The 26,905-nt window shown below is 61.7% G+C and carries 21 protein-coding genes; 14 read left to right on the forward strand and 7 right to left on the reverse strand.

Translation table 11 applies throughout. The features are described 5' to 3' along the window. Nucleotides 1–147 precede the first annotated feature (147 nt). Nucleotides 148–576, forward strand: coding sequence for a fluoride efflux transporter CrcB (gene crcB, locus JF545_RS11915; RefSeq protein WP_224907807.1), 429 nt, complete (start codon nt 148–150; stop codon nt 574–576). Beyond that, the gene (locus JF545_RS11920) at nt 573–1,016 is read left to right on the forward strand and encodes a fluoride efflux transporter FluC (RefSeq protein ID WP_206942313.1); all 444 of its coding nucleotides are present in this window, start codon (nt 573–575) and stop codon (nt 1,014–1,016) included. Before crcB ends, JF545_RS11920 begins: the two co-directional genes overlap by 4 nt. A 56-nt stretch (nt 1,017–1,072) precedes the next feature. Here the strand turns inward: JF545_RS11920 and pgi are convergent, their stop codons facing one another. Both pgi and JF545_RS11930 read right to left on the reverse strand, forming a co-directional pair. Next, nucleotides 1,073–2,752: a glucose-6-phosphate isomerase gene (pgi, locus tag JF545_RS11925; protein ID WP_206942314.1), complete on the reverse strand. Its 1,680-nt coding sequence runs from the start codon at nt 2,750–2,752 to the stop codon at nt 1,073–1,075. Nucleotides 2,753–2,772: 20 nt separating this feature from the next. Continuing rightward, a complete protein-coding gene (locus JF545_RS11930; RefSeq protein ID WP_206942315.1) occupies nt 2,773–3,249 on the reverse strand; it encodes a methylglyoxal synthase in 477 nt (158 codons plus the stop codon). A 363-nt stretch (nt 3,250–3,612) separates the two neighbouring features. Between JF545_RS11930 and gap the strand changes: the two genes are divergently transcribed. Together gap and JF545_RS11940 are read left to right on the forward strand one after the other, a co-directional pair. Next, nucleotides 3,613–4,614 carry a type I glyceraldehyde-3-phosphate dehydrogenase gene (gap, locus tag JF545_RS11935; protein ID WP_206942317.1) on the forward strand — a complete coding sequence of 334 codons (1,002 nt, stop codon included), beginning with the start codon at nt 3,613–3,615 and terminating at the stop codon, nt 4,612–4,614. Between the two features lie 169 nt (nt 4,615–4,783). Further along, on the forward strand, nt 4,784–5,527 hold the full coding sequence (locus tag JF545_RS11940) for a sulfite exporter TauE/SafE family protein (RefSeq protein WP_206942319.1): 744 nt from the start codon (nt 4,784–4,786) through the stop codon (nt 5,525–5,527). Between the two features lie 161 nt (nt 5,528–5,688). Here JF545_RS11940 and JF545_RS11945 read toward each other — a convergent pair whose 3' ends face one another. From JF545_RS11945 to JF545_RS11965, 5 genes are read right to left on the reverse strand one after another with little or no spacing between them, the layout of a single operon-like run. Next, entirely contained in the window at nt 5,689–6,900 is a 1,212-nt protein-coding gene (locus JF545_RS11945) for an ABC transporter substrate-binding protein (RefSeq protein WP_242520806.1), read from the reverse strand. Further along, nucleotides 6,893–7,933: a CobW family GTP-binding protein gene (locus JF545_RS11950; protein ID WP_206942321.1), complete on the reverse strand. Its 1,041-nt coding sequence runs from the start codon at nt 7,931–7,933 to the stop codon at nt 6,893–6,895. The genes JF545_RS11945 and JF545_RS11950 overlap by 8 nt, the downstream gene beginning before the upstream one ends. 27 nt (nt 7,934–7,960) lie before the next feature. Then, nucleotides 7,961–8,263: a hypothetical protein gene (locus JF545_RS11955; RefSeq protein ID WP_206942323.1), complete on the reverse strand. Its 303-nt coding sequence runs from the start codon at nt 8,261–8,263 to the stop codon at nt 7,961–7,963. 41 nt (nt 8,264–8,304) lie between these two features. Continuing rightward, nucleotides 8,305–9,654 carry an amidase family protein gene (locus JF545_RS11960; protein ID WP_206942325.1) on the reverse strand — a complete coding sequence of 450 codons (1,350 nt, stop codon included), beginning with the start codon at nt 9,652–9,654 and terminating at the stop codon, nt 8,305–8,307. A 55-nt stretch (nt 9,655–9,709) separates the two neighbouring features. After that, complete coding sequence (locus JF545_RS11965) at nt 9,710–11,266, reverse strand: NCS1 family transporter (RefSeq protein ID WP_242520807.1); 1,557 nt, start codon at nt 11,264–11,266, stop codon at nt 9,710–9,712. Between the two features lie 280 nt (nt 11,267–11,546). Between JF545_RS11965 and JF545_RS11970 the strand changes: the two genes are divergently transcribed. The 10 genes from JF545_RS11970 to JF545_RS12015 all read left to right on the forward strand — a co-directional run bounded on the left by JF545_RS11970 (nt 11,547) and on the right by JF545_RS12015 (nt 26,843). Continuing rightward, nucleotides 11,547–12,629: a GntR family transcriptional regulator gene (locus JF545_RS11970; protein WP_206942326.1), complete on the forward strand. Its 1,083-nt coding sequence runs from the start codon at nt 11,547–11,549 to the stop codon at nt 12,627–12,629. A gap of 606 nt (nt 12,630–13,235) precedes the next feature. Further along, nucleotides 13,236–14,117 carry a polysaccharide deacetylase family protein gene (locus JF545_RS11975; RefSeq protein WP_206942328.1) on the forward strand — a complete coding sequence of 294 codons (882 nt, stop codon included), beginning with the start codon at nt 13,236–13,238 and terminating at the stop codon, nt 14,115–14,117. Between the two features lie 114 nt (nt 14,118–14,231). Further along, nucleotides 14,232–15,602, forward strand: a complete 1,371-nt coding sequence (locus JF545_RS11980) for an MFS transporter (protein ID WP_206942330.1) — start codon at nt 14,232–14,234, stop codon at nt 15,600–15,602. Continuing rightward, a complete protein-coding gene (locus JF545_RS11985) occupies nt 15,599–16,387 on the forward strand; it encodes an SDR family NAD(P)-dependent oxidoreductase (protein WP_206942332.1) in 789 nt (262 codons plus the stop codon). Before JF545_RS11980 ends, JF545_RS11985 begins: the two co-directional genes overlap by 4 nt. A 57-nt stretch (nt 16,388–16,444) precedes the next feature. Beyond that, nucleotides 16,445–17,185, forward strand: coding sequence for an SDR family NAD(P)-dependent oxidoreductase (locus JF545_RS11990; protein WP_206942334.1), 741 nt, complete (start codon nt 16,445–16,447; stop codon nt 17,183–17,185). 23 nt (nt 17,186–17,208) lie between these two features. Further along, nucleotides 17,209–18,012 carry a hypothetical protein gene (locus JF545_RS11995; RefSeq protein WP_206942336.1) on the forward strand — a complete coding sequence of 268 codons (804 nt, stop codon included), beginning with the start codon at nt 17,209–17,211 and terminating at the stop codon, nt 18,010–18,012. A gap of 328 nt (nt 18,013–18,340) precedes the next feature. Further along, complete coding sequence (locus JF545_RS12000) at nt 18,341–19,324, forward strand: TAXI family TRAP transporter solute-binding subunit (protein WP_206942338.1); 984 nt, start codon at nt 18,341–18,343, stop codon at nt 19,322–19,324. A 166-nt stretch (nt 19,325–19,490) separates the two neighbouring features. Beyond that, complete coding sequence (locus JF545_RS12005) at nt 19,491–21,305, forward strand: TRAP transporter permease (RefSeq protein ID WP_206942341.1); 1,815 nt, start codon at nt 19,491–19,493, stop codon at nt 21,303–21,305. 440 nt (nt 21,306–21,745) lie between these two features. After that, on the forward strand, nt 21,746–24,595 hold the full coding sequence (locus tag JF545_RS12010) for a type VI secretion system Vgr family protein (protein WP_206942352.1): 2,850 nt from the start codon (nt 21,746–21,748) through the stop codon (nt 24,593–24,595). Nucleotide 24,596: 1 nt separating this feature from the next. Next, the gene (locus JF545_RS12015) at nt 24,597–26,843 is read left to right on the forward strand and encodes a hypothetical protein (RefSeq protein WP_206942354.1); all 2,247 of its coding nucleotides are present in this window, start codon (nt 24,597–24,599) and stop codon (nt 26,841–26,843) included. Nucleotides 26,844–26,905 lie beyond the last annotated feature (62 nt).

Genomic DNA, 26,905 nt, shown 5'->3' on the forward strand with positions numbered 1-26,905 from the left:
GTTTTTTTTCGCGTCCCTGCCAGACGGGCACCTGCATTGAGAGCCTGCTTTGACAGAAACGTTCTGTGCCGTGCCGGTTTTGCGTAGCAAATCGCTCCCCGGATCTGCTGGTGTGTCGCCACGACAAAGGGCAGCCACTGGCTTACCATGACGCTTTTGTCGGAGCGCAAGGCGATGGATGGGTGGACGCTGACCAGTGTGGCGCTGGGAGGAGCCTTGGGTGGCATGGGGCGGCTGTTCGTCAGCCGCTGGGCAGCCTCGGCCTGGGGCAGCCGGTTTCCCTGGGGCACCATGCTGGTCAATCTGCTCGGTGCCCTGGTGATAGGTCTGCTGGCAAGCCTGCTGGAGACCGGTTCAACGCTGGCGCTGATGCTACTCACTGGGGTCATGGGTGGCTTCACCACGGTCTCTTCGTTCAGCCTGCAAACCCTCGACTTGTTGCGAGAAGGGCGCTTGATGGCGGCCATCGCAAACGTGGGCGTGACCTTGATCGTCGGCTTGTCGGCGGTGGCCGCAGGATGGATGCTGGGTAGCCTCATCGATGGCCTGCTGTTGGGCCGGGAGGCGCTCCCATGAGGATCCGACGCGAAGTGGCATGGCTGTATCTGGCCGTCGGGATGGGGAGCGCCCTGGGCGCGGTGTGTCGCCTCAGCGTCGGCATGATGGTGGCAGGGCTTGTCGCTTCTCCGTTTCCCTGGGCGACCCTGCTGGTCAATGTGCTGGGATCCTGGCTGATCGCCCGCTTTGCCACCCACGCGGGTCTGAGTGGCAGCCGGCGTCTGGCGCGTCTGCACCCTTGGGCGGTGGCAGGCTTCTGTGGTGGCTTTACTACCTTTTCCCTGTTCAGCCTGGAAGTGGCTGAACTGGTCATCGCAGGGCGCCCCGGCCTGGCCTTGGCCTACCTGACGGTGAGTGTTCCACTGTGGCTTGGGGCGGCCTGGGCAGGAGATGCCCGTGCACGCAGCGTATTGGCCCGACGCACGGCGGCGGTTGGCGCGAAGCGCGGCGAAGACTGAACGCAGCCAAGCTCGCCCCGCAGGGGGTCTGGAGCGAGCTTGAAGGTCAGCTGTCGTCAGGGTTTTGTTGCTGCGTCGTGCTTGGACGATGCGCCCTTGCGGGACGTCTTGGTCGCTTTGTCAGCGTGCTTGTTCCTGGGTGTTTCTGCCGCGCTGAAGTGTTCTCTTACCAGACCCAGCAGTCCCTGGGTCGAGGCGTCGAAGTCCTGGCTGCGCTCGTCGATCTTCTCGCTGATCTCACCGGCAATCCGCTTGCCGAGCTGGACGCCCCACTGGTCAAAGGAATTGATGTTCCAGATCACTCCCTGGACGAACACCTTGTGCTCGTAAAGAGCGATCAAGGCGCCCAGGTTGCGCGGCGTCAATTCATCGAGCAGCAGCACACTGGAGGGTCGGTTACCTGGACAGCTGTAAGGATCCAGGTCGCCGCCCTGGCTACTGCCTTCCATGAAGGCGTTGGCCTGAGCCAGCATGTTGGTCAGCAGGGCGAAGTGGTGGTCCTCGACGCCGGGCTCGGGCTTCAGCGACGCGATAAAGTCGATGGGCACATAGCGAGTGCCCTGGTGCAGCAGCTGGAAGAAGGCATGCTGGCCGTTGGAGCCGGTCTGACCCCAGACAATGGGCCCGGTCTTGTAGTCCACGGGACGCCCGAAGATATCCACCGACTTGCCGTTGGATTCCATGTCGAGCTGCTGCAGGAAGGCGGGCAGCTGATGCAACGCCTGGTCGTAGGGCACGATGGCCTGGGTTTCGGCGCCGACAAAGTTGATGTACCAGATGCCGATCAGCGCCATCAGCACCGGCATGTTGTTGGACAGTGGCGCGGACAGGAAATGCTGGTCCATCTCGTAGGCGCCTTCGAGCATCTCGATGAAGCCGTCGTAGCCGATAGCCAGCGCGATAGGCAGGCCGATCGACGACCACATCGAGTAGCGTCCGCCGACCCAGGCCCAGAACTCAAAGACATTCTCTTCGCGGATGCCGAATTCCATGGCCGCTTTACGGTTGGTCGAGGCAGCGATGAAGTGAGCGCCGATGTCGGCATCATCACCCGCATTCTCGATGAACCAGCGACGGGCAGTACGCGCGTTGAGCAGGGTTTCCTGGGTCGAGAAGGTCTTGGTGGAGACGATGAACAAGGTGGTCGCCGGATCGAGGCTTCTCAGTACCTTCTGAATATGAGCGCCATCGACGTTGGAGACGAAATGGAAGTTCAGGTCCGCCTGTCGGTACTTGAGCAGCGCGCGGCTGGCCATGTTGGGCCCCAGGTCCGAGCCGCCGATGCCGATGTTGACGATGTCGCGGATACGCTCGCCGCTGTAGCCCTTCCAGGCGCCACTGCGCACTTCCTCGGAGAAGCGCTTGATCTGCTCGCGAGTGGCGTGGATTTCGGGCATCACATCCTTGCCGTCGGCAATGACCGGCGTGTCGCCCAGGTTGCGTAATGCGGTATGCAGGACCGGCCGGTCCTCGGTGACGTTGATGATATCGCCGGAGAACATCTGCGCGCGCCGCTGCACCAGGGCAGAGTGTTCTGCCAGCTCCATCAGCTTGTCGAGCACCTTGTCGGAGATCTGATGCTTGGAGTAGTCGAGAAAGAGCCCACCCACGCGCAGGCTCATCTTGTCGAATCGCTTGGGATCAGCGGCAAAGTAGTCACGGATGCGGTCGTTGGCGGTTTCTTCACGCAGCTTCAGCAGCGATTGCCAGGTCACGCTTCGGGTCAGTTGGAACACGGATGAATCCTCGATACGAATTAGTTGTTGTCACTACGAGAAGAAATCCACGCCTGGGCGTCGGGTATCCTCATCTCGTAGTCCTGGCCGAGCCAGGGGGAGCTCATCATGAAGTCGGCGCTGGAGGGATTGCAGGCCACCGGCACGTTCCACAGGGCAGCAAGGCGCAGCAGCGCCTTGACGTCAGGGTCGTGGGGCTGCGGCGAGAACGGATCCCAGAAAAAGATCAGCAGGTCTAACGCCTGTTCGGTGATCCTGGCGCCAATCTGCTGGTCACCGCCCAGCGGACCGCTCATCAACCCCTCCACGTCCAGTCCCAGGGTGTGGCTGAGGCGGGCGGCCGTGGTCCCGGTGCCGATCAGCTGGTGCGCCGTCAAGGTGTCCTTCCAGCGTGAGGCCCAGTCCATCAGCTCCTGCTTCTTGCCATCGTGGGCGACCAGAGCGATGCGTTTACGAGCCGGGAGTACACGGCTGACTTCCTTGACGGGCTGAGACATGCGAGGCCTCCGATGAAAGGCGGGGTGAATGGTGTCACCATGTTCAGGGATACCATAGAGTGTTGAAGGTAATATTACTACGAAGATGCCGTGCGACTAAGGTATGAACCGCTAAGGTTCTAGAGCTGAAGCGCAAGCAAGTTGGCGAATTGCGGGAACTATTAGAGTGTCCTCTATCAATGTTTTGCTGAAAATGTTGTAAGTTTAGCAAAATAGTGCTTGAGTCCCGGCGCTGTCTGTACCACATTGGTGCCCACTGACGACGTCCTTGCGGGGGATGTGCAACTTCATCAATCCCGCCTACCGTCGAGCTCTATGGCCTTCACGCAAGATTGTTTTTCGCCGCTCAGGGGGATTTTCGCTATGACTCTCAAGGTTGCCATCAACGGATTTGGTCGCATCGGCCGCAATGTGCTTCGCGCGCTCTACGAGAACGGCTACCGGGATCGTATCGAGGTCGTGGCCATCAACGACCTGGGCGATCCGTCCCTCAACGCCCACTTGCTGCGTCATGATACGGCCCATGGACACTTTCCTTTCAAGGTAGAACATGACGAGGAAAGCTTGAGCGTCGACGGCGATCGTATCGCTATCCTGTCCGAACGTGATCCCGCGAGCCTGCCCTGGTCAACCCTTGGCGTGGACATCGTGATGGAGTGCACGGGGCTGTTCACCAAGCGTGCCGATGCCGGCAAGCACATTGACGCTGGTGCCGCCAAGGTGCTGGTGTCGGCGCCCAGCCCCGATGGCGACGCCACCATTGTCTTCGGTGTGAATGACAGCGTGCTCAAGGCCAGTGACACCATCGTCTCCAACGGCTCGTGCACCACCAACTGCCTGGCGCCGGTGGCCAAGGCGTTGAATGATGCCGTGGGCATCGAGAATGGCCTGATGACCACCGTTCACGCCTATACCAACGATCAGAACCTGTCCGACGTGTACCACAAGGATCCTTACCGCGCGCGCAGTGCTACTCACTCCATGATCCCGACCAAGACCGGCGCCGCTGCCGCCGTGGGCAAGGTGCTGCCGGAGCTGAATGGCAAGCTGGATGGCCTGGCGGTTCGCGTGCCGGTCATCAATGTGTCCCTGGTCGACCTGGTGTTCACTGCCTCACGCGACACCACCAAGGAAGAGATCAATGAGATCGTCGCCAAGGCGGCGGCCAATTCTCCGGTACTTAACGTCAACGCCCAGCCGCTGGTGTCGATCGACTTCAACCACGACCCGGCCTCCTCGACCTTCGACGCCAATCACACCCGCGTCAACGGCCGCCTGGTCAAGGTCATGGCCTGGTACGACAACGAGTGGGGCTTCTCCAACCGTATGCTGGATACCGCCCTGGCGATGCAGGCCGCCAAGTAACGCCAGCAGGCAAGCGCCTCGCAGCTCAGCCAGCACGCGAAACGCCGCTGCCCGCTGCCATAGGTGAGCATGGTGTGGCATGCTGGGGCCTGGGGTGCATGGTTGCCCCGACCCCTGATAAAGACGCCGAAGCAGGCTTGCTTCGGCGTCGTCGTGCGCAAGGATCGCTATGCTTCCCGATTACTCCTGGCTCGCCTGGGGCCTGATCATCCTGTCCACCTATTTGACGGGTATTTCCAAGGGCGGCTTTGCCGGAGGGTTCGGCACTCTGTCGGTACCGCTGATGGCCTTGGCCATCGACCCCATCGCTGCTGCCGGCCTGTTGTTGCCCCTGCTGCTGGTGATGGATGGGCTGGCGGTCAAGGCCTGGTGGGGGCATCAGGATATGGCCGAGGTGAAGCGGCTGATACCCGGCATGGCGATCGGTGTGGTAGTGGCGACCCTGGTGGCGGGCCGTCTCGATGAGGACCACGTCAGGCTGCTGCTCGGGGTGATTTCCTTGCTGTTCGTGGTCTACATGGTGCTCAAGCCGGCGGCCTCCAAGCCGATCGCCCCCCTTTGGGCCTGGCCTGCGGGCATTGCCACCGGCATCACCAGTTTTATTGCCCATGCCGGGGCGCCGCCAATGAACCTCTACCTGGTGCCCAGGCGACTGCCCAAGACCACCTTCATCGCCACCACCACTCTAGTGTTCGCCGCCGTCAACACCATGAAACTGCCGCCCTACCTGTGGCTGGGGGAGATCAACCTCACCAGCATCTGGGCGTCGCTGGCGCTGGTGCCCGTGGCCTGGTTCGGCATCAAGAGCGGTCTGTGGTTGCAGCATCGGGTCAACGAGCGGCTGTTCTATCGCCTGGTGGTGCTGGCCATGGCGGTGGTGGGGGTGCAGTTGATCGTCAAGGCGCTGGGCTAGGGCTTGTTTGAAAAGTGCCTGCGCTCGGTAATACGGCGTTAAAAACCGGACCGAAATGCTCATTTACACCCCGCAAACTGCGCTTTCTCACCGATTTTTGCCTTGTCTAACCTTCGCTCGTCGACTTTTCGGGCAGCGCCTGGCGACGGGCTGTTGTGGGCTCACGCCGACATAAAGTCGTTCCAGCGTCTGACCAGGTAGTTGTGTTCGTCCATGACCGTGTTCCAGACGGCGATACGGCTCATGCGGGTCAGATAGTCTCCGCCGTCGCGGACCTCGCCCTTGTGAATCATGCCGCACGGCCCTGAAGGGCCCGCGAGTTCCTCTGCCGCCGGCTTGCCCGCATACCAGAAGTCCCACTCGGCGGTGGTCAGGTGAGGGCGTGTCAGCTCCGGCGTGGAAACATAGTAGCCCTGACGGGCCATCACCGCGCCGGGCCAGCCAGAGAGCCACCAGTTCAGGTAGTCATAGGCGGCGTCCAGGGTTCTGCCCGTGACACCTCGAGATAGCGACATACCGCCGTACCAGGCACGGTACCCCTCCCGTGGCGCTGCCATGCGCACCTTGATCTGGCGCTGTTTTAGCGCCGTCATCGCTGGCGACCACAGGCTCTCGATGCCGACGCGGCCGCGCACCATATCCGAGGAGGCCTGGTCCTGGTTGCTCCAGAAGGTGCGAAAGTGCTGCTTTCCCTTGAGGGTGATCAGGCAGTCAATCAGCGTATCGATGTCATTGACGCTCAGGTTGCCCAGGTCCTCGAAGGTCACCAAGCCCGCTGCCTGGGCGGCCAGAGCCGCGTCAATGGCGCCGATGGCGCTGTCGTTTTGCAGGCTGACCATGCCGCGCCAGCGCGGGTCCAGCAGCCAGGCCCAGCTCTCCTCTGCGTCGGAGAGCCCCTCCGGCAGCATGTCTAGACGGTAGCCAAAGCTGTCGACGTTGTGACTGACGGGCAACATGGTGATGTGTTCCGTCGGCCGTGGGCCACAGCTGCCGTCGGGCTGGACGTAGAGGCGGTCTACTGGGTTGCCACCGGCACCTCTTGGCGCATGGGGCGTCAGGCGGCCGGTCTTGGGCAGGTCGTTGATGGACTCCCAGTGTTCCAGACGGCTCAGCTCGATCGGTTGAATGGCGCCTGCGGGCCATACGAAGTCGACGTTGTGGAACCACTGATCGTAGATATCAAAGCTGTCGGGGGCCAGCACGCCGGCTCTCTGGGCGGCTACGCCGTCCATTACCGTGAACTCCAGGCGCAGACCGAGATCTTCTCGGGCGCGCTCGCGAATGCTCTCGAGCAGCGTCACTGAGGTGCCAAGCACACGCAGGGTCACGGGGCCACGTTGCACATAGGGGGCGTCGTGCTGGGTGTCAGGCATGCTGAATCCTTGGGCTGGGGTGATCGCTGATGCGCTCCATGAAGGTCGTCAGCGATTGTGTCACGCGCTCGGCATCGATGTCGCGGGTAATGAAGATCAGCTCCGAGTGACGGTCGTGCGCCGGCCACGTCTCGACATGCTCAGGCGGATGAATCGTGTGCTGGACGCCATGCAGCACGACCGGGCGGTTATCGCCGTGCACGTGAAGCACCCCCTTGACTCTGAGGATGTCACTGCCATGGCGATTAAGCAGCATGGACAGCCAGATGCCCAGGCATGTCCAGTCCACGTCGCCTTCCAGGCCCAGTCGAAAGGAGCGGATGTTGCCCAGGTGGTCGGGGTCATGCCGGACGGGGTTGCGCCATGGTCCCAGCCAGTCCTTGACCTGCCCAGGGGTAAACCGCTGAAGATGTGGGCCGCTGGCAAACAGGCTATCACTAGGCTGATCGAGTGCTTCCCTGCCCATCCGTTGAGCAGCGGGGTTGAGCGCATCCAGCAGTGATTCGAGCTGTGTCAGCGCATGGTGCTCCACCAGGTCGGTCTTGCTGATTACCAGCTTGTCGGCCACGGCGACCTGAGCCTCCCACACCGGGTGAGCGGCGCGGCTGTCGACGGCATTGACGGCATCCACCAGCGTCAGGTTGGTGCCGGGACGCAGGTGGTGTCGCAAGACCGGATCGGCGGTAATGGTGGAGGCGATCGGGCCAGGATCGGCCAGGCCCGTGGTCTCCAGGATAATTCGTTTGAACGGTGGTATGTCGCCGTCCTGGCGTCGAGTCAGCAAGCGCCTGAGCGCCTCGGACAGCTCGCCGCGAATGGTGCAGCAGACGCAGCCACTGGAGAGCAGTACGGCGTCTTCGGCAATATCACCGATCAGCCGGTCGTCGAGCCCCACGTCTCCGAATTCGTTGATCAGCACTGCGCTATCGCCAAATGCCTCACTGGCCAGGACCGACTTCAGCAGGGTGGTCTTGCCTGCACCGAGAAATCCGGAGATCACATGGACGGGGAGCAGGGGAGTGTTCTCGCTCATAAGGGAGTCTCGTGTCGCGCGATGGTGTCAGGCAAGAGACGCCAGAAAATCGGCATCCAACGGGTCCAGCTGGCGTCCGCACATCTGCTCGGCCTGCTGCCAGACGCCACCCAGGTCCTGCACGATATCGCGCTTGCCGGTGGCGTTTGCCAACACGAAGCTGGCCGCCTGGAAGTCCTCGATGGTAATACGACTCGGCGCAAGTACCCGATTGATCAGGGTGACCCGGTAGGCACGGGCGCGCCTGCGCGCGAAGTGGGCCTGCTCGGGGTCCTCGATGGTGGTGCTCCAGTGGCTTTCGCCGCCGAATGCACCGCACAGTCCGCACATGCCAACCTCCGATGGCGCCGTCGGCGCCGAATGAATGTGATTTAGGCCGTCAGCGCCGAGCTGGCGGCAAGGGCCACCCGCAGCAGTGCTTCGTCCTCGCCGCAGGATCCGCTCAGCTGCAGACTGGTGTGCTGGCGGTCGTCGTCACGTCCGCTGGGCAGCGCCACCGCGGGCGAGTCGAGCAGGCTTGCCACCATGCTCAGGCGCAGCGTCGCCAGATTGACCTCGGCGAAGTGCTCGGGGTCGGCTTCCAGCGGCGCGATCAAGGGCGCCACATGCGCCACCGTGGGCGTCAGCAGGGTCGCGCCGGCAAGCTCCTCGCGCAGCCGAGTCTTGAGCGCCCGGCGCAGGCGGTACAGGCTGACCACGCTGTCCGGGGGCATCTGGCGGGCGGCCGCCAGGCGCTTGCGTACCCGGGGGTCCATGGCCTCGGCATCGGGGCCTTCCAGCAAGGCGCGATACTCGGTGTAGGCCTCCGCCGCGCCCAGCCAGCCGTGGCGGGCGATGGCCTCCAGGGTGTCGGCGACGCTGGCCACGCGGCGACGGATGATGTGGAAGCCGGCGTCCTCAAGGCGGCTGGCGCAGGCCTCCAGATTGTCGCCCACGGCGCGGGATACCCTCGGGTCGTCGAGGCAGCCTGTATCGAGCACGATCACCGACTGTTCGGGCGCGGCGGCGGCGCGGGCCAGCGGCGCGCTGCCGCGCATCGTGTCGTCGATGGCCAGGCAGTCCTCGAGGGTGGTGGCGATGACGCCGATGGTGTCCAGGCTGTCGGCCAGCGGTGTCACGCCCTGGCGCGAGTGGCGGGCCTGGGAGGGGCGATAGGACACCAGCCCATTGAAGGCCGCCGGGACGCGCAATGAGCCCGCGGTGTCGGTGCCGATGGCGGCGGGCACGATGCCTGCCGCGACCGCCACCGCAGAGCCTGAGCTCGAGCCGCCGGGCGCCCGTGGCTCGGCGCCGGCTGGCGTATGGTGCGGTGTGCCAAAGTGCGGGTTCAGGCCCAGCCCCGAGTAGGCGATCTCGGTGAGGTTGGTCTTGCCGATGCCGACCATGCCCGCGCCGGCTGTGTGGCGTACCGCCTCGGCGTCGCGCGCGGCCGGCGTCTTGCCCAGCACCTTGCCGCCGGCGGTGGTGGCGGTGCCGGCGATATCGAACAGATCCTTCCAGGCCAGCGGCACACCGTCGAGCGGTCCGCGCAGGGTGCCCGAGCGCTGACGCTGGGCACAGGCCTCGGCCTCCACCAGAGCGCGTTGCTCGGTCAGCGAGATAAAGACGGCGTCACTGTCGGCGGCCCGGGTCAGGCATTGGCGGGTCAGCGCGACCGGATCGAGTTCGCCGCGTCGGATGGCCTCGCCGATGGCCAGGGCGGTGAAGGGGGAGGCAGGCATGCACGTCTCCTGTTGCGGTTGGTGGGCGCCGCCGCGGGCGGCACCAGACGACGACTCAGCGATCCTCGCGCTTGAGCGCGGAGTCGGGGATGTCACCGGTTTCCAGGCGTTCGAAGCGTCCCTGCTCGGTGTAGACCCAGTTGCGGCCCACCGAGGTGGCGAGGAATCGATCGTCGTAGCCGGAGGTGATCTCCTCCTGAGGGTACCGGCGCAGGATCCAGGCCTTCATCAGTACCACATAGACCACCAGGGCGGTGACGAAACCCACGGCGTAGGCATACTCGAGAAAGATCAGCGCGAGAGTGCCACCGGCGAGCCAGGCAATCAGCCCTGCGGGATTGAAGCCACCACAGAAACGGAACTGCCCTGCAGGATCAAACAGCGCGGGTACATTGAGGCGACGCCGGCGCAGCAGATAGTAGTCAGCCACCATGATGCCCCCGACGGCAGACAGCACGGCGCCGTAGTAGCTCAGAAAGGTGAACAGGTTATCGAGAATCAGCCATGGCATTGACGCGGTGCCGACCACCCCCGCGATGACCAGCGCGACCGGATAGCTGACCCTTGGCGCCCCGGCATTGACGAAGGTCAGGGCCGCCGGAATCAGGTTGGCAGCATTGTTGGTCGACCATTGGGCCAGGATCACCATGGCCAGCAGCGCAATCAGGGTGAAGCCGCCGCCTTGGCCCTGGATGACGGTGACCGGGTTCCAGTCGCCCGCCGCAATAAAGGAGACGCCGCCGATCAGTGCAATCCAGGCTTGTGTGGCGGGCAGCGCCAGGAACTGCGCCACGAAGACGTTGCGGTTGCGCTGGAAGAAGCTTCTGGCACCCGCCTCGGTCTTCAGAAAGCGGGTGAGGTTGGGGATATCGACGGCGAGCGCCGACCAGAAAGCCATGTTGGCGAAGAACAGTCCCAGCGCCGCCACGTCCTGATCGCCGGCAAAGGTCCAGATGTTGATGCCTTGGGTCTCGGCCAGTACGTCCAGGGTGAAGTACATCCATACCGAGATGGCCACGATGCAGGGCGCGGCGATCGACGCCAGCAGCTCTACCGCGCGGATACCGAGGGCGGTATTGACGATCTGCACGACGGCGAACAGCAGGTACCAGAGCACCCAGTTGTCGAGGCCCCACAGGTATTCGACGATGCCGTTGAGGGCCAGCGCCCCTAGGTACGTTTGGACGCCGAACCAGATAGCCGCGACGATGCCGCGTGATACGGCGGGCAGGTGGGTGCCCTTGAGGCCGAAGGGAGCGCGCAGATAGACCGCGAACGACAGGCCGTGCTCGGTCCCGATATCGGCCGTCAGGCTCATCACCACGCCCAGGACCAGGTTGGCCAGGAAGATGATGGCGACCACCTGGACCAGTGGCAGGCCAGCGACACCGCCAGCGCCTAGCTGGAAGGTGGCGATGATGACGGCCATGCCGATCCAGAGCCAGATGAAGCCCAGAAAGCCGATGGTGCGCTGATTGAGCCATACCGGCAGGATCGCCGCCTCCAGCAGATGATCGCTGGCGTTGGCCGAGGAGGACGTCGTCGCTTGGGATGACGTACCGGAGCGCGTCGAAGGGGCAGGGGGCGGCGATGTGTGTTGAGTGCTTGTCATGGTATCGCACCTGGGTGTGAAAGGTTGTTGTTGGGAGCGATAGCGCCGGAGAGGGGAGGAGATCTCTCAAGATCGCGTAAATGCAGTATGGATACAAAAACCATTTTTTGACAAGCTTTGCCTCTAGCCTTAAGCCGCATTTGGTACGGAAAGTAAATGCAATAGGCTGTTTTTTCGGCATAGTAGAGCCCCGGCGCGAGCGCTCCAGATGGGGTCGGGCGTGGATGACCGGGCTGCTTTCGTCGACAGGTGTCATTTTGAGCGGGTCGAAAGGGGCGGCATGAGCTGCCAGACTATGGGGCTGCCTTGCGGCAGGGCGGCTCGCCAACGACAGGGAGGGCGACTTCTGGATACGGCAGAAAAGACCAGCACGCACGGTGGGGGACGCCCGCCGCGCTATGCAATGATTCAGGATTCGCTGCGGGACGCCATACGTTCAGGCCGTGTCGCGCCCAATCAGGTGTTGTTGGAAGGACCGCTGGCACGGTTGTTCGGGACCAGTCGCGGGCCGGTACGCAAGGCGCTGGAGCTGCTGCACGAACAAGGGGTGATCAGCCGCTTTGAAGGGCGTGGCTTTGTGGCAACGCCGCACCCTGGGGCCGTGTCCCCCGCCCGGGGGCCGTTGACGGCTGAGCGCTTGGGGCTGTGTGACGACCAGGCGCCGGTGGTGGACACGAGGCCCGCGGCTGAGCGGATTTACGCTGAAGTGGAAGAGGCGGTGGCGACGTGCCTCGCCTTTGGCCATTTTCGCATCGTGGAAACCACCCTCAGCGAGCACTATGGGGTCAGCAGGACGGTGGCACGCGAGGTGCTGGGGCGGCTGCGTAGCCAGCGACTGATCGAGAAGGATCGCCACTCGCACTGGTTGGCAGGCCCGCTGACGGCGCAGGCTGTGGCCGAGGACTACGAGATCAGGATCCTGCTCGAGCCGGCGGCACTGAAGGCTTCGGGGCCGCATCTGGCGCGTGACGAGCTCGAGGCCATGCAGGCACGGGTGCAGCAGCTGATCGATGCGCCTGAACAACAGAGCGCTGCGACCCTTGCGCGGCTGGAGCAGGATCTGCATCAGCACTGTCTGCGACACTATCGCAACCGCAAGGCCGGCGAAATGATCGCCCAGAGCCAGCTGCCAGTGATCGTCAATCGCATGTTCTTCCAGGTGTTGGGGGTGCCAAGCGATGAGCCGCTGCTGGTAGAGCACAAGCTTGTCATCGATCACCTGCTATATGGCGCCTTCGATGCTGCCGCCTCCAGCCTGCAATCACACCTCCAGGCCGCCGCTGAGCGTACCCGGCGTCGCCTCAAGGTGCTGTCAGTGTTTCCTGAACCTGAACTGCCGCCTTACCTGCAGCGCATCGTATGATCCCTGGCGGTGGCGATCTCCCCTGTTGCTGCTGACGTCGGGTCTCCGGCGTCACTATCTCTCTAGCATGACCGGCAGCCGCTGACCTCTCGTTGTGCTGTCGCTGGCGCTTCTGGGGCTGTGGCTCAGCCCCTGTGGCTTTCCCTCTCCCTCTCCCTCTCCCTCTATCCCCCTTCTGCTTCCACTGATGCTTGCCGCGGCTGCGTCATGCTGGGGCACTGAAAAATGTCATCGGAATGCGATGATCAAAAAAATGACGTTCTGCGTTTTTATCCGTTTCTGCGCTTTCTCTTTTTTCGACTTTAGTTGTATTTCTTGCGAGTCTCAAGATTCCCGGTGCTTCTTTCCTGTTGTTTCTATTTTGTTGAGAAAAAAGGCGTTAGTGCGTTCTTTGCGGTGGATGAGAGCGTCTGTCGATGGATCCGTTACGCCTCGAAAGCGAAAAGCCACTGTCTTGACAAAAATGACCTTTGTATCCAGTCTTCAATTGAAAGGCGATGTTCTGGAGCGGTGAGCTGCGCTCTATCCCGTGTCCAGATGCCCATGGCGTGGCCGGTTTCGCCAACAGATCTCAATAACTCCAAGTGACAAGACGAGGTTTACACGATGGCCAAGAAAGAAATTCTCTGTGCGTTTGGTGTCGACGTGGATGCCGTGGCCGGCTGGCTCGGCTCCTATGGCGGCGAAGATTCACCGGACGATATCTCCCGCGGGCTGTTCGCTGGCGAGGTCGGCGCCCCCCGCCTGCTCAAGCTGTTCGAACGCTACAACCTCAAGACCACCTGGTTCATTCCCGGCCACAGCATCGAGACCTTCCCCGAGCAGATGAAGGCAGTGGTCGACGCGGGTCATGAAGTCGGCGTGCACGGCTACAGCCACGAGAACCCCATCGCCATGACCCGCGAGCAGGAGCGCGATGTCCTTGATCACAGCATCGAGCTGGTGACCAAGCTGTCCGGCAAGCGCCCCACTGGCTATGTCGCTCCATGGTGGGAGTTCAGTCCGGTGACCAACGAGCTGCTGCTCGAGCGGGGCATCAAGTACGACCACAGCCTGATGCACAATGACTTTCATCCGTACTACGTGCGTGTAGGCGACTCCTGGACCAAGATCGATTACTCCAAGTCCGCCAAGGAGTGGATGAAGCCCCTTGAGCGGGGTGAGGAAACGGATCTGATCGAGATTCCCGCCAATTGGTACCTCGATGACCTGCCGCCGATGATGTTCATCAAGAAGTCTCCCAACAGCCACGGCTTTGTCAGCCCGCGGCAGCTGGGCGAAATGTGGCAGGACCAGTTCGACTGGGTCTACCGCGAGAATGACTACGCAGTATTCACCATGACCATTCACCCGGATGTGTCCGGGCGTCCCCAGGTGCTGATGATGCTCGAGCGCCTGATTGAGCACATGCAGAGCCACGAGGGCGTGCGCTTCTGCACCTTCGACGAAATCGCCGACGACTTCGCCAAGCGCCACCCCAGAACCTGAACGAACCGAAGGGATGCTCTCGCTCGGCGCCGTTGCCGGGCGAGCCACCAAGCCTTCACGTTTCGCCCCGCCTGACCTTCACACCACAACGATAACGAACAAAGGGTGACGTCGATGACTGAACCAACCTCCACTGTGTCCTCCAGTGCCCCTGGCACGGCTCCCGCCGACGCAGAAGCCCCCTGGAACGCGGTCATAACCAAGAAACAGATTGGCTATGCCTCTCTGGTCTGCTTTATCGCCTGGGTGGCGTCGGTCTACGACTACACTCTGTTTGGCACCTTGCTGCCGGTGATCGCCGAGGACTTCGGTTGGACCACCGCCAAGGCCACTGCCGTCAATACCTGGGCCACCATCGGGGTCTTTCTGGTCTCTCTGGTGGTCGGTACGATGCTCGATCGCTTCGGTCGCAAGAAGACCCTGATCTTTCTGGTGATCGGGGGCGCGGTCAGCTCGGGTCTGTCGGGGATCGCCATCGGTGCGGCGTCCATGGTGATCATCCGCGCCTTCTCTGGCTTTGCGGTTTCTGAAGAGGTGGTCAATGCCGTCTACCTCAACGAGATCTACAAGAAGGCCAAGGGGCGTGGCTTCATGTATAGCCTGGTGCAGAGCGGCTGGCCGGTGGGTGCCCTGCTCGCCGCCGGGATGACCTCACTGCTGCTGCCCATCGTGGGCTGGAGAGGAAGCTTCTTCGTGGCCGCCTGTGCCTCGATCATTGTCATCGTGATGGCGATCAAGCTGCCGGAATCCCCTGTCTTCGCCGCCATCAAGGAAGTCGAGCGCCGGCGCAAGGCGGGTGACGACAGCGGGGCGGCGAGCCTTGCGGCCGAACACGACATCGAGGTCAACAATGGCGAGAACCTGGGGCTCAAGGGCGTGTTCTCGCCAGAGCTGCGTCGCCACACCATCTCTCTTTCGCTGGTCTGGCTGTTCAGCTGGATGGCGATCCAGGTGTTTGCGGTGTTGGGTACCACCGTGCTGGTCGAGGCCAAGGGTGTCAGCTTCGAGAGTTCCCTGTATGTCCTGATCCTGGCGAACGCCGTGGGCTTTGTCGGCTACCTCAGTCATGGCTGGGTAGGTGATCGTATCGGGCGTCGCAATACCGTGTTGCTGGGCTTTCTGCTCGGGGGCATCGCCAGCATGCTGATGCTGTTGGGGCCGGCGACCGATGGCTTCGTCTATGCCATGTACGCGGTCACCCTGTTCTTCCTGCTCGGCCCGTTCGCCGCCATCCTGTTCTACATGGGGGAGTCCTTTCCGGCTCACGTGCGTGGCACCGGCGCCAACGTCGCCCACGTCATGGCGCCGGTGGGGGCGATCATCGGTTCCGGGCTGGTGTCACTGCTGCTGACCGCTGGTGTCAGCATGACCTGGGCGGCGATTCTGGCCGGCTCACTGCCGCTGCTGCTTAGTGGTCTATTGATGTTCGGTACGCGTCAGGTCGATCACCGCGAAGAGGATGTTCTCAAGGAGGTGGCAGCATGAGTCGCTTGATGCGTGACGATGGACTGGAAGGCAAGGTCGCCATGATCTCTGGTGCGGCCAGTGGCATCGGGCAAGCCCTGGCGGTCAGTTATGCCAAGGCGGGGGTCAAGGTGGTTGCTGGCTATTATCCGGGCGACCCCCATGACGTCGAGACCACCGTTGCCGCGGTGCGAGAAGCCGGCGGCGAGTGCCTGGCGGTGGCGGTGGACGTACGTGATGGCGAGCAGTGTGATGCGCTCGCCCAGGCCGCCGTCGAGCACTTTGGGCGACTGGATATTGCGGTTGCAGGCGCGGGAATCCTGCGCCAGGCCGCGTTGGAAGACCTCACCGACGATGCCTGGAATGACATGCTGTCGGTGGACCTGACCGGGGTCATGCGGATCTTCCGCTCCGCCGCCAGGGTGATGACCGGGCCTGGCGCCATGGTCGCGGTGTCCTCCATCGCCGGGGGCGTGTATGGCTGGGATGACCATGCCCATTATGCCGCCGCCAAGAGTGGCCTGGTGGGGCTGGTGAAGTCATTGGCGGTGGAGCTCGCCCCACGAGGTATTCGCGTCAACACCCTGATTCCCGGATTGATCGAGACGCCACAGTCATTGGACCCGGTCAACTCCCTGGGGCCGGAAGGGCTGGCGGCGGCAGGCAAGGTGATTCCCGCTGGACGTGTCGGGCACGCCGATGAGGTCGCCCGCACGGTGCGCTTTCTGACCAGCGATGATGCCTCTTACGTCACCGGACAGCAGCTGATTGTGGACGGCGGCCTGACCGTGCGCTGGCCCAGCTGACACCCTTGCGGGGGTGGGCCAGCTCACCCCCGACTTTCCCCAGAGGAGGATCGTTGCATGACACTCAAGCTTGAAGGCAAGGTGGCTCTGGTGGTGGGAGGTGGCAGCGGTATCGGTCGCGCCATTGCCTCGCTGTTTCACGCCGAGGGCGCCGTCGTTGCGCTGGCGGATCGTAACGCCGATGCCTGCGCTCAGCTGGCCGATGAGCTCGATGCGCGGGCCAGCGTCCACCGCGTGGATGTCTCCGACGAGGCCTCGGTGGCGGCCATGGTCGATGAGGTGATCGGCCGCCATCAACGCATCGACGTGCTGGTCAACAGCGCCGGAATACTCGACGAAACGCCGTTTCTGGAGATGAGTGCGGACACCTTTGACCGCATGATTGGCATCAACCTGCGCGGGGTCTTTCTGGTCAGTCGGGCCGTGGCGCCACACATGGTGGAGCGCAGGAACGGACGCATCATCAATGTGGCTTCACAGCTGGCGCTCAAGGGCGGCACGGGGCTGTCTCACTACTGCGCGGCCAAGGCCGGGGTGCTGGGGCTGACCAAGTCCATGGCCCGGGACCTTGCTCCCTACAACGTGCTGACCAATGCGATTGCCCCTGGCCCTATCCTGACCCCGATGCTGGAAGGGCTGAGCCCGGAGTGGATCGCCGACAAGGAAGCCGAATTGCCCCTCGGGCGTTTCGGCAGAGCCGAGGAGGTGGCGCCTTCGGCGCTGATGCTGGCGGCGTCGCCGGACGGTGATCTGTATCTTGGCCAGACGCTTGGGCCCAACAGTGGCGACGTGATGTAGCCATCGTCCACGGGAGCCCCTTCATGGTGACTCTTCTGCTGATCAAGTGGCTGGCGACCGCGTCAGTTGTGATCGGTGTCTCGTTGGCCGCCGTCCGCCTGGGCCCCGGGATTGGCGGGGTACTGGCCGGCACCCCGATCGTGCTGGGACCAGGTTACTTCTTCATGCTGCGTGAGCAGCCAGGTGGCCTGGTCGCAGATGCCGCGCTGGGGTCATTGCACGCCATGCTGGCCACCCTGGCCTTCTGTCTGGCCTTTGTGCTGGCGTCGGGTCGCTTTGGAGCCTGGGCCAGCGCCGGTATTTCCGCGGGCCTGTGGTGGGTGGCAGCAGCGGTCGCCAATGCGCTACCCGGTGGTGTGGGACTGGCACTGATCGTGTTTCTTGCCTGTCTGGCCATGGCCATGCGACGGCTGCGCTCGCTTCACCTGGCATCGGTGTCGGTATCGGCGCCGGTACGCTGGGTCGATCTACTGCTTCGGGGTTCTCTGGCGGGCGCCATCGTGTGTCTCGCCACGCTGTTGGTCGGCACCTGGGCACCCGCGGTATCGGGCATGGTCCTGAGCTTCCCGATCGGTATGCTTACCATCGCCCTGACCCTGCACCAGCGCTACGGAGCAGCGGCAGCGCGTGCCACCCTGGCCAGCACCCAGCTGGGCATGTTGAGCCTGGTGGCCTTCAGCGCCGTCCTCGCACTCAGTGCCGATACTCTTCCCCCCACGACCGCCTTCAGCCTTGCCGTAGCGGCAGCGTTGGCCACCAGCGGCGCCTTATGGGCGAGGCAGGTGGTGGGCTGGCGCTGCGCGAGGACTTCCAGGAAATCCGGCTAGGCTCATCGATGACATGCAAAAAAAACCCCACCGAGGTGGGGGAAAGAGAGAGACCTGCTTAAGTCTGGTGAGCGATAGCAGGCTTACTCGACATGCCTGATTCTGCAAAAAGCTCTGATGCGCGTTTCCGTAGGGTGTCTCGCTCATTCGTGATTCAGAGGTGTCTCTTAGTCAGGCGTGGTCGGCATTTTGGCCCTGCCATGGCGAGAAGGGCGTCAGTCGAATATGCTGTTGGCCGGCCAAGCCCGGCAGGTGTGTACCTGGCGCGGCACTATAAAGGAAAGAAGAGGTGCTGGCCCCGCCCATTGTCGACTGGAGACACCACCCCATGCGTCATCTTCGTAGCCGAGGCTCCAGGGCCTTGACGGCCGTGCTGGCCGGTACCTTTCTGCTGAGCGGTCTAGCGGCTGGCACCGCCAGTGCGCAGACTCGCCTGACCTACAAGTCGGCGTCTGCCGGCACCGCCTATTACCAGATGGGGGTCGAGCTATCCGAAGCCATCAAGGCCGGTACCGAGGGTGAGGTCACCCTCACCTTGGAAGAAAGCCAGGGATCGGTGCAGAACGTCATGGAAGTGATGGCGCGGCCCGGTAATTATGTCTTCACCTCGCCCCCGGGCCTGGTCAGCAAGGCACGCGAATCCAGCGGCCCGTTCGAGAACCGCAACCATCCGCGCTTCCAGGAGATTCGCGCGCTGTTCCCGATTCCATCACTGACCATGCATTTTGTGGTGGCCGGCGAGCAGGACACCCTGTCGCTGGATGAACTGGCTGGCAAGCACCTGTTGATCGGCCAGGGCTCCTTCGGCGCCAGAGAGGCTGCGCGCTATCTGGACCTGTTCGAGCTTGCCGACCAGGTCGAGGTCGACGACGCCGACGTGGGCAGCGCTCCCGACGCGCTCAAGAATGGCCAGATCGACGCCTTTGCCACCGCGAGTTCTTTCCCCGCGCCCAATGTGATCGAGACAGCGGCGAGCCACGATGTCGGACTGGTGTCCTTCAGCGAGGCCGAGGTGGAGGCAACCGGAGCTGCGCCTCAGATCATTCCCGCCGGTACCTATGCGGGTGTGGATGAAGACGTGCTGACCACGTCACTACCGGTGGTGGCCTATACCACCAGCGCGATGGATGAAGAGACCGCCTACACCCTCACCAAGACCTTCTGGGAACGGCGAGAGGCTATGGCCAAGACGTCCCCCTGGTGGCAGGCCATTTCTCCTCAGATGCTGGCTAACCTCGAGGGACCTCTGCATCCCGGAGCGCTTCGCTACTACGAGGAATCCGGCGTTCAGATTCCTGACGCTCAGCGCTGATCATTCCTTGAGCTGACAGAGTATTCGCCATGAATGCCATTCCCGGCTGCGTGGCGAATACGCGTTTTCCTGGCTCCTCTTTATCGTCTTTCCGTAAAACTGGCCTGGCCACTGCCGCGAAGATCACTTCGGGTAATGGCACCGTCCCTGCTGAAATAGTGATGTCATGAGTTCAAGCGATGCCGCCCGCTCGGCCACCGACAACGACGCCCGACGCACCCTCACGCCTGTGTGGGTGGGCCTGGGTACCCTGTCGGTGGTGTTCCACCTTGGCCTGATCTTCCATGGCCTGACTCCGGCGCTGATCAGTCGCCCTCTGCACATGGCGCTGGTGCTGCCATGGGTACTGGTGTTTTCCGCCCGCACTCGCTGGCAGCATGCCAGCGGCCTAGCACTGACGGCGCTGGGTGTCGCTGCCTGTCTGTTCATCGTCATCAACGAGGATGCCCTGAGCGGCCAGTATGGCTTTATCGATACCCCGTTGCAGATGGCGGTGGGCGTGCTGTTGATCGTCGTCGCGCTGGAAGCCGCGCGGCGTGCGATCGGCTGGCCATTGCCACTGGTGACGGCGTTGGCGCTGGGCTACGCGGCCCTGGGCCAGTATCTACCCGGTGAGTTCGGTCATCCGGGGCTGCCCATGGCAAGCCTAGTGGGCTCGCTGACCATTGCTGAGGGTGGCCTGTGGGGCAAGCTGACCGGGGTCAGCGTGTCGGTGGTCGCCATCTTCGTGATCTTCGGCGCGGTGCTGAATGCCGGTGACGCGGGTCGAGGATTCATGAACCTCGCAGGTGCCGCGGCGGGTCGTCTGACCGGAGGTGGCGCCAAGGTATCGGTGATCTCGAGCGCCTTGATGGGGTCGATCTCGGGCTCGGCCTCGGCCAATGTGGCCTCCACCGGCGCCATCACGATTCCTTCCATGGCCCGGCTTGGCTACCCGCGCTCGCTGGCCGGTGCGGTCGAAGCGGTAGCTTCGTCCGGTGGCCAGATCATGCCGCCGTTGATGGGGGCTGGCGCCTTCGTCATGGTCGAGCTGACCGGGACTCCCTACACCGAGATCATGGGCGCGGCGCTGCTGCCGGCGTTTCTCTACTTCGCCACCGTGTGGATCGGTATCAATGCCTTCGCGACTCGCCATGACTTGAAACCTGTGGCTGCGGAAGATCGCCCGGCGCTGCGTGAGGTGGTCACGACGGCACTGTTCTTTGCGGTGCCCTTCGCGATCCTGCTGGAACGTATCTTTCACGGCGGCAACACGCCCCAGTATGCTGCCAGCGTGGCGATCTTCGCAGGGCTTGCCCTGTTGGCCATGAATGCCGAGCTCAAGGTGTCCGGGAGAGAATTCCGCGCTCGCCTGGCCCAGGCTGCGCTGACGGCTGGTCGCCAGATTGCGGTCATCGGCGCCATAATTCTGTGCGCCTCCCTGGTCATTGGTGTGCTGGCGCTCACCGGGCTGGGGGTCAAGGTGACCTCTGCCATTCTGTCGCTGTCCGGTGGGCAGCTATGGCCGGCGCTGCTGCTGACCGCGCTTGCCTGCCTGGTACTGGGTATGGAAGTGCCGACCACTGCGGCCTATGTCATCTGTGTGTCGGTGGCTGGCCCCGCGCTGACCGAGCTGGGGTTGCCATTGCTGACGGCTCACCTGTTCGTGTTCTGGTTCGCGCTGCTCTCCACCATCACCCCGCCGGTGTGCGGGGCGGTGTTCATCGCTGCTGGCATGGCCGATGAAAACTGGCTCAAGGTCGCGGCCAAGGCCATGGCGCTGGGGGTCGGTCTGTACCTGATCCCGTTGGCCATGGTGGCGCATCCGGCGCTTTTGGATCTTGGCGGTGGGATTGTCCTTGCCCTGGGCACGACCCTTGGCGTGCTGCTTGGCCTTGGGATGACGTCCTACGGACTGATCGGACGCTTCCGCTGGTGGGTCAGGCTGGTGCTGGTGGCGTTGGGGCTTGGCGTGATCTTCGTGCCCTGGCCTGTGCTCTGACCGGTGTTCTTACCGGAGCTCTGGTCTGTACTCTGTCCGGTGCTCTGGTCTGTACTCTGAGCCGTTCTCTGGCTGTTACGACGGGGGCAAGGCCATCGAAAAAACGGTGGTCGTTAGACGATAATTCCTGCATCGATGATGTGATGATGAGTGAGCGACGGGAGCGCAAAAAAGGATAAATAGCTGCTTTTCATGAGCGGCTATTCCGTGCGTTTTATTGTTAAGTTTGTAGGTTCTTCTAATAAAAAATTGTCGCTTTCTCGGAAAGTCATTGCGATGTGATGGCTCACGTCGAGGGCTTGGGTAGGATTCTCCTGTGACTACATGGATGTTGCCAGGAGAGGATCTTTCATGCCCATTACGTGCGCTAGATTGGATATTGATCCCTTGTCGATGGCCTGCCATCGAACGCTGTGCCGATGCCAGCAAGGCTGGCATTTATGAGCGATCCCTCCTGGTGGAAGGCGCTACGCGCCTCTTTCGATATTCCGCTGTTACAGAACGAGCGGCTGCTCCAGCTTGAACTGCACGGTGCCACGTTAGCGGGCCCAGCCCTGATCCCCCACCGTCTGGTCGGGCAGGAGCAGATGTCACGCCCGTTCTGCTATCGCCTCGATGTGATCGCCCAGCGAGGCGATATCGAGCTCAAGTCCTTGATGGCCCAGCCCGCCACCATCGCGATTCGTCAGGCCGACGGGCGCTACCGGTCGCTGTCCGGTCTGGTCGAGACCGCGGCGCTATTGGGCGAGGATGGCGGCGTCTTCTACTACCAGCTGACCCTGGTGCCTTGGCTTGCGATGCTGAACCTGGGACGCGACAGCCGCATCTTTCAGGACAAGAGCATCCTTGAGATCATCGAAGACGTCTTTTCTGGCCATGATATCGCCCGGGGCGGCTGGCGCATCGACGTACGTCGCGACTACCTGGCGCGCAGCTACTGCGTGCAATACCGCGAGAGCGACTACCATTTCGTCAACCGCCTGATGGAACAGGAAGGCCTGTTCTACTACTTCGAGCATTCTCAGGGCGATGGCCAGCACATTGGCCACAACGATAGCCACAACAGCAGCCTCAACAACAGCCAGAACGCCGGTAGCCCAAGCGGTGAGACCGCTCTTCACCGTCTGGTGATCACCGACGATGTGGCCACCTGCCAGGCGGTCGCGCCGCGCCAGATTCGCTTTCATCGCCAGGCCGCCACCGAGACCGAAGACGCGCTTACCCAATGGGGCGGACGTCGCCAGCAGCAGGCGACAAGGGTCAGCCTTGCCACCTACGACTACAAGCAGCCTCGCCTGGTCAAGCGCACTGACCTGCTGTCCCGCGACAAGCAGGGTAACCTCTCGGACGAGGAGGTTTACGACGCCCCCGGCGAGTACTACTACCATGACCACTATCACGGCGAGCGGCTGACCGAGCATCGGCTCGCGGCCCTGGAATCTCGCGCCAAGCGCTTCTTTGGCAGTGGCGGCGCCCGCCAGCTTCAGGTCGGTCGCTTCTTCGAACTGACCCAGCACGCTCAACATGACCGCGGCGAGACTACCGAACGCGAATTCCTGGTGTTGGGCCTCAGCCTGTTCGCCGAGAATGCCCTGCCGGTCTCGGCCCACCTCCACACCTTGCCCGGCAGCCTGCAACAGGAACTGCTGGATGCCCGCCGGGCCCACGGACTTGATGACGACAGTCTTCATCGTGACGACTACCAGCGTGCCGGTACCGGCCACTACCTGATGGACCTGGAGGCCCAGCGCCTGACCCAGCCCTACCGCTCGGCGCTGGATCATCCTCGACCTGTCATGGGGGGGCCCCACACCGCCATCGTGGTGGGACCCGAGGGTGAGGAAATCCACACCGACTGGCTCAACCGGGTGAAAGTGCAGTTCCATTGGGATCGGCTGGGGCAGCGGGATTCCCAGTCGAGCTGCTGGCTGCGAGTCAGCGAGGCCAACGCCAGCGCCGGTTGGGGCGGTGTCTTTGTCCCGCGTATTGGCCAGGAAGTGATCGTCAGCTTCCTCGAAGGAGACCCGGACCGCCCGCTGATCACCGGGCGCGTCTATAACGGTGATGAACAGCCCGAGTGGCATTCCAACGGTCTTCTGTCCGGCTTCAAGTCCAAGACCTATCGGGCTAACACGTACAACGAGCTGGTGTTCGATGACGCCACCGACCAGGAGCGGGTTCGTCTTAATTCCGAGCACGCCAAGACTCAGCTGAACCTGGGCTACCTGATCCACCAGCAGGGCAACACCCGCGGCGACTTTCGCGGTACCGGCTTCGAGCTGAGAAGCGACGCCTTTGGCGCTGTACGCGCCCATCAGGGACTGCTGCTGACGACCTGGGGGCAACTGGGCGCGAGCGGTGAACAGCTCGCCCTGGCCCCGGCGTATCAAGAGCTCGCCAGCGCCTGGCAACTCACCGACAGCCTTAGCCAGAGTGCGGAGGAGCACCATGCCGACGCCTTGGCCGCCCGCGCCAACCTGAAGCAAGCCGCCGACGACACCCAGGGCGTGGCGGGGGAGGCCTCCCAGGCCAACGCGTTCGACGGCGGCAGCGCACGCACGGCAAGCCTTGGCGGACGCGGCCAGGCCGGGAGTTTGAAGCAGTCCTGGTTGCACCTGGCGTCTCCTGCGGGCATCGCCGCGAGCACCCCGCAGTCGACCCATTTTGTCCAGGGCAAGTCGCTGAGTGTCACCAGCGGTGAGGACATCAACCTGGCCACGGGCAGGAGCCTGTTGGGTGCGATATCCGAGGCGCTCTCGCTGTTCGTGCAGCGCGCCGGCATCAAGCTGTTCGCCGCCCAAGGCAAGGTCGATATCCAGGCCCAGTCAGATGAGATGGCCCTGACCGCCGAGAAGCAGCTGACCATCACCTCCACCGAGGACAGCGTCCACATCGCTGCCGAAGAGGAAATCCTGCTGACCAGCGGCGGTGGCTATATCCGCCTCAAGGATGGGGATATTCAGATCCACGGGCCGGGACTGGTGGACCTGAAGGGCGCGCAGCATAGCTTTGCGGGGCCGACAAGCTTGCAGCAGTTGCTGGCTCCATTGCCCGAGCCTCAAGGAATATTTTCCGAGTTTTTCGTTCTGCGTGACAAGAAGACGAATTTGCCCCTGCGTTTCGCAAAGTACCGGATCGTGACTGCAGAGGGCAGGGCTATCGAGGGTCGTAGTGACGAAGAGGGGCGGACGCAGAAGGTAGTTACCCGTCAACCAGAGCGCCTGAGCATCACGGTTCTAGACCGGCTTGATGACCTGGATGACATTTTTGATGCGCAGGGAGGCGTGTGACATGACAGAGGCTTCGACACTACCCGCTGATACGGAAGATGGTAATGCCCAAACCCGCCTGATGCCGCAAGGGCGTGATGTTGCGATTGGAGGCTCGCCACTGCTGTTCTATGCGGTGGGGCGAGATAAGTTGGTGAGCGTGTCACCCGAGGGAGCTGCGCACTTTATTGAGGAGTGCCGGTTAATGGAGATGGTCGTAGAGGACCACCAGAGTGCCCTTGCCGAACTTTCAGCGGCCAACAGCAACTATGTGGCGCTGATGATGTCGGCCCGCCGTGATCATCGTTTTCTGATGGACAAACAACTTCTTCAGACTGCAATAGTACAGGCGCAGCACAAGGTGGAAGACAAGAACCGAGTACTCAAGAGCGTCATTGAGCCTTTGACCAACCTCAGTAGCGATACCAACAAGGTCATGGAGCTGATACCCATTCGTCGAGGGGAGTCAAGCGCCGAATATTTTCGCCTGGCCTATGTACGCTCGCACATCATCATGGCCTTTGCCGAAGAGATCCTTCTCCCAAGGGGGAACGTCGACGCCAGTGAAAGCGTTATGACAGATGGTCTTTTTGACTGGGAAAAGCTGAGATCTCAGCTGGAAGAATTTGCTACGACCGGCAAGATACAGATCGATTTTCCCTGGTTCGATGACTGGCTGAAAAAGGAAGAGACGACCATTGACCTGTTCAAATGGTCCAAGGCGCTAAACGAAAACTTGAAGTACAGCCATAGCATTGTCAGTGGCGAGGAACATGATCGTGATAGCTATCGTGTTGAGCTATCTGCCGAAGCCCAGTTGATGCGCTGGACATCGGGGGCTAGCGGGCTGTCTGGCGAGATCAATCCCTTTGAAGGCACGGCATTTCTTAAAGCCGATGCTAAGGCCGAACTGGTACTGGCACAGGCCAAGGCAACGGTGGATTTTTATACACCCGTTGGCGGCCTGATGTTGGCCTGCGAACTGCCGGGTGGGCAGGTCATGGACCTAGGTATGATCAGATGTCGAACCTTAATCGCCGGTGCAGGCGGTGTCGGAGCGAGTATCGCCGCTGAACTTAATCTTAACATTGAAGTGAGCGAGGAACGGCTGCAGGCCAATGGCGTGCCTGGTGAATTGGTAAGCTTCGGCCTTCCTGGGGAGCAGCGCGTAATACTCCGAGAAAATGACAGCAATCATGCCGCTAATAACGAGGTATCTGTTGGCATGGAAGCCTTTGCCGGAGGAAAAATGGATGCCTCAATGGGCGTTCAGCTCGAGTGGAAGAGCCCCGAAGAAGGCAATACCTTCCAACCGTTCGCCAAGGCTGTGGCTGGTCGAGGGGTCTTGGCCGGGGCTGGTTTTACCGTAGACTTCCACGTTCGCTATGAAGAGGGAAAATTTCGCATCTCTGCTAGGGCAGGGGCGTGCTTAGGTTTTGGCAGTAAGGGGAAGATCGACTTCGAGGTCGATACAGATTTGTTGATGGAGTTTGTTAAGTGGGTAGCCTACCAATTAAAAAACATTAACTATTCAAAGCTGTTCTTCATGGAGGATGACGCATTTTATGCTCTGTCGAATATCATCGCTTTGATGAATGCAAAAGGAGGCGAGATTGTTGATTATCTGGAATATTCAGTAGAGATGATTTCTGATCTGACTGACGCGGTGTTCTCTGAAATTTCCAGCAATGCAGAGAATGCCTATAAGAGGAGCGATTTGGCTGAACGAGTCAACGAGAATCCTGACCTTCTCAAATACGCGACTCCCGACGCAAAGGGAATGATCATCTACTGGCTTATGCAAACCAATGCGTTCGATGTCTATCATCCATTAAATAGAGACGTAGAAGGCTGGTGGCAAAACCCCAGTCTGTTCGGGTTTATGAATGAGAGAAAAACGGCAATTATGCATGTTCTTAATTTAATTCAGTCCAAGAACGAGATGAAGAATGTGATGAAAAGAGTCACCCCAAGGGTGGGTGAGATTATAGACAGTGAGGCAGGTGAGGAAATGGTTTCTGGTTTTCTGGCACTAGGAGAAAAGGACCTCCCACCGCCGCTATCGAGTCATTTCGAACGCTCATTTGTTTACCTTCGAGCGAGCTTGATAAGGGATGAGTCTTCTATAGGAACAGAAATTGTAAGAAATGACAGCTTGGAGTACAGGTTTCAGGATAAAGTGTCGAAGCATTTTAATACTCCTTGTGAAAACTATACACAGTGTATACTTGAAGTTGATGTGTCGACTGAAGGTGGAGAGGCTTTCTAAGATTATATACTTTGCCTTCGTTCCGCTCCTGCTTTGAATTTTGGTAGGAGTTGTCTGGAGAA

The organism is Halomonas litopenaei (assembly GCF_017303055.1).
Classification (GTDB): domain Bacteria; phylum Pseudomonadota; class Gammaproteobacteria; order Pseudomonadales; family Halomonadaceae; genus Halomonas; species Halomonas litopenaei_A.

What these genes read in the sequence shown, in the direction of transcription:
- JF545_RS11930 (WP_206942315.1), bottom strand. Translation starts at nt 3,249, where the DNA reads ATGTCTCAGCCCGTCAAGGAAGTCAGCCGTGTACTCCCGGCTCGTAAA.
- crcB (WP_224907807.1), top strand. Translation starts at nt 148, where the DNA reads ATGACGCTTTTGTCGGAGCGCAAGGCGATGGATGGGTGGACGCTGACC.
- JF545_RS11940 (WP_206942319.1), top strand. Translation starts at nt 4,784, where the DNA reads ATGCTTCCCGATTACTCCTGGCTCGCCTGGGGCCTGATCATCCTGTCC.
- gap (WP_206942317.1), top strand. Translation starts at nt 3,613, where the DNA reads ATGACTCTCAAGGTTGCCATCAACGGATTTGGTCGCATCGGCCGCAAT.
- JF545_RS11965 (WP_242520807.1), bottom strand. Translation starts at nt 11,266, where the DNA reads ATGACAAGCACTCAACACACATCGCCGCCCCCTGCCCCTTCGACGCGC.
- JF545_RS11975 (WP_206942328.1), top strand. Translation starts at nt 13,236, where the DNA reads ATGGCCAAGAAAGAAATTCTCTGTGCGTTTGGTGTCGACGTGGATGCC.
- JF545_RS11920 (WP_206942313.1), top strand. Translation starts at nt 573, where the DNA reads ATGAGGATCCGACGCGAAGTGGCATGGCTGTATCTGGCCGTCGGGATG.
- JF545_RS11985 (WP_206942332.1), top strand. Translation starts at nt 15,599, where the DNA reads ATGAGTCGCTTGATGCGTGACGATGGACTGGAAGGCAAGGTCGCCATG.
- JF545_RS11990 (WP_206942334.1), top strand. Translation starts at nt 16,445, where the DNA reads ATGACACTCAAGCTTGAAGGCAAGGTGGCTCTGGTGGTGGGAGGTGGC.
- JF545_RS11955 (WP_206942323.1), bottom strand. Translation starts at nt 8,263, where the DNA reads ATGTGCGGACTGTGCGGTGCATTCGGCGGCGAAAGCCACTGGAGCACC.
- JF545_RS11945 (WP_242520806.1), bottom strand. Translation starts at nt 6,900, where the DNA reads ATGCCTGACACCCAGCACGACGCCCCCTATGTGCAACGTGGCCCCGTG.
- JF545_RS11970 (WP_206942326.1), top strand. Translation starts at nt 11,547, where the DNA reads ATGAGCTGCCAGACTATGGGGCTGCCTTGCGGCAGGGCGGCTCGCCAA.
- JF545_RS11980 (WP_206942330.1), top strand. Translation starts at nt 14,232, where the DNA reads ATGACTGAACCAACCTCCACTGTGTCCTCCAGTGCCCCTGGCACGGCT.
- JF545_RS12010 (WP_206942352.1), top strand. Translation starts at nt 21,746, where the DNA reads ATGAGCGATCCCTCCTGGTGGAAGGCGCTACGCGCCTCTTTCGATATT.
- JF545_RS12015 (WP_206942354.1), top strand. Translation starts at nt 24,597, where the DNA reads ATGACAGAGGCTTCGACACTACCCGCTGATACGGAAGATGGTAATGCC.
- JF545_RS11960 (WP_206942325.1), bottom strand. Translation starts at nt 9,654, where the DNA reads ATGCCTGCCTCCCCCTTCACCGCCCTGGCCATCGGCGAGGCCATCCGA.
- JF545_RS11950 (WP_206942321.1), bottom strand. Translation starts at nt 7,933, where the DNA reads ATGAGCGAGAACACTCCCCTGCTCCCCGTCCATGTGATCTCCGGATTT.
- JF545_RS12000 (WP_206942338.1), top strand. Translation starts at nt 18,341, where the DNA reads ATGCGTCATCTTCGTAGCCGAGGCTCCAGGGCCTTGACGGCCGTGCTG.
- JF545_RS11995 (WP_206942336.1), top strand. Translation starts at nt 17,209, where the DNA reads ATGGTGACTCTTCTGCTGATCAAGTGGCTGGCGACCGCGTCAGTTGTG.
- JF545_RS12005 (WP_206942341.1), top strand. Translation starts at nt 19,491, where the DNA reads ATGAGTTCAAGCGATGCCGCCCGCTCGGCCACCGACAACGACGCCCGA.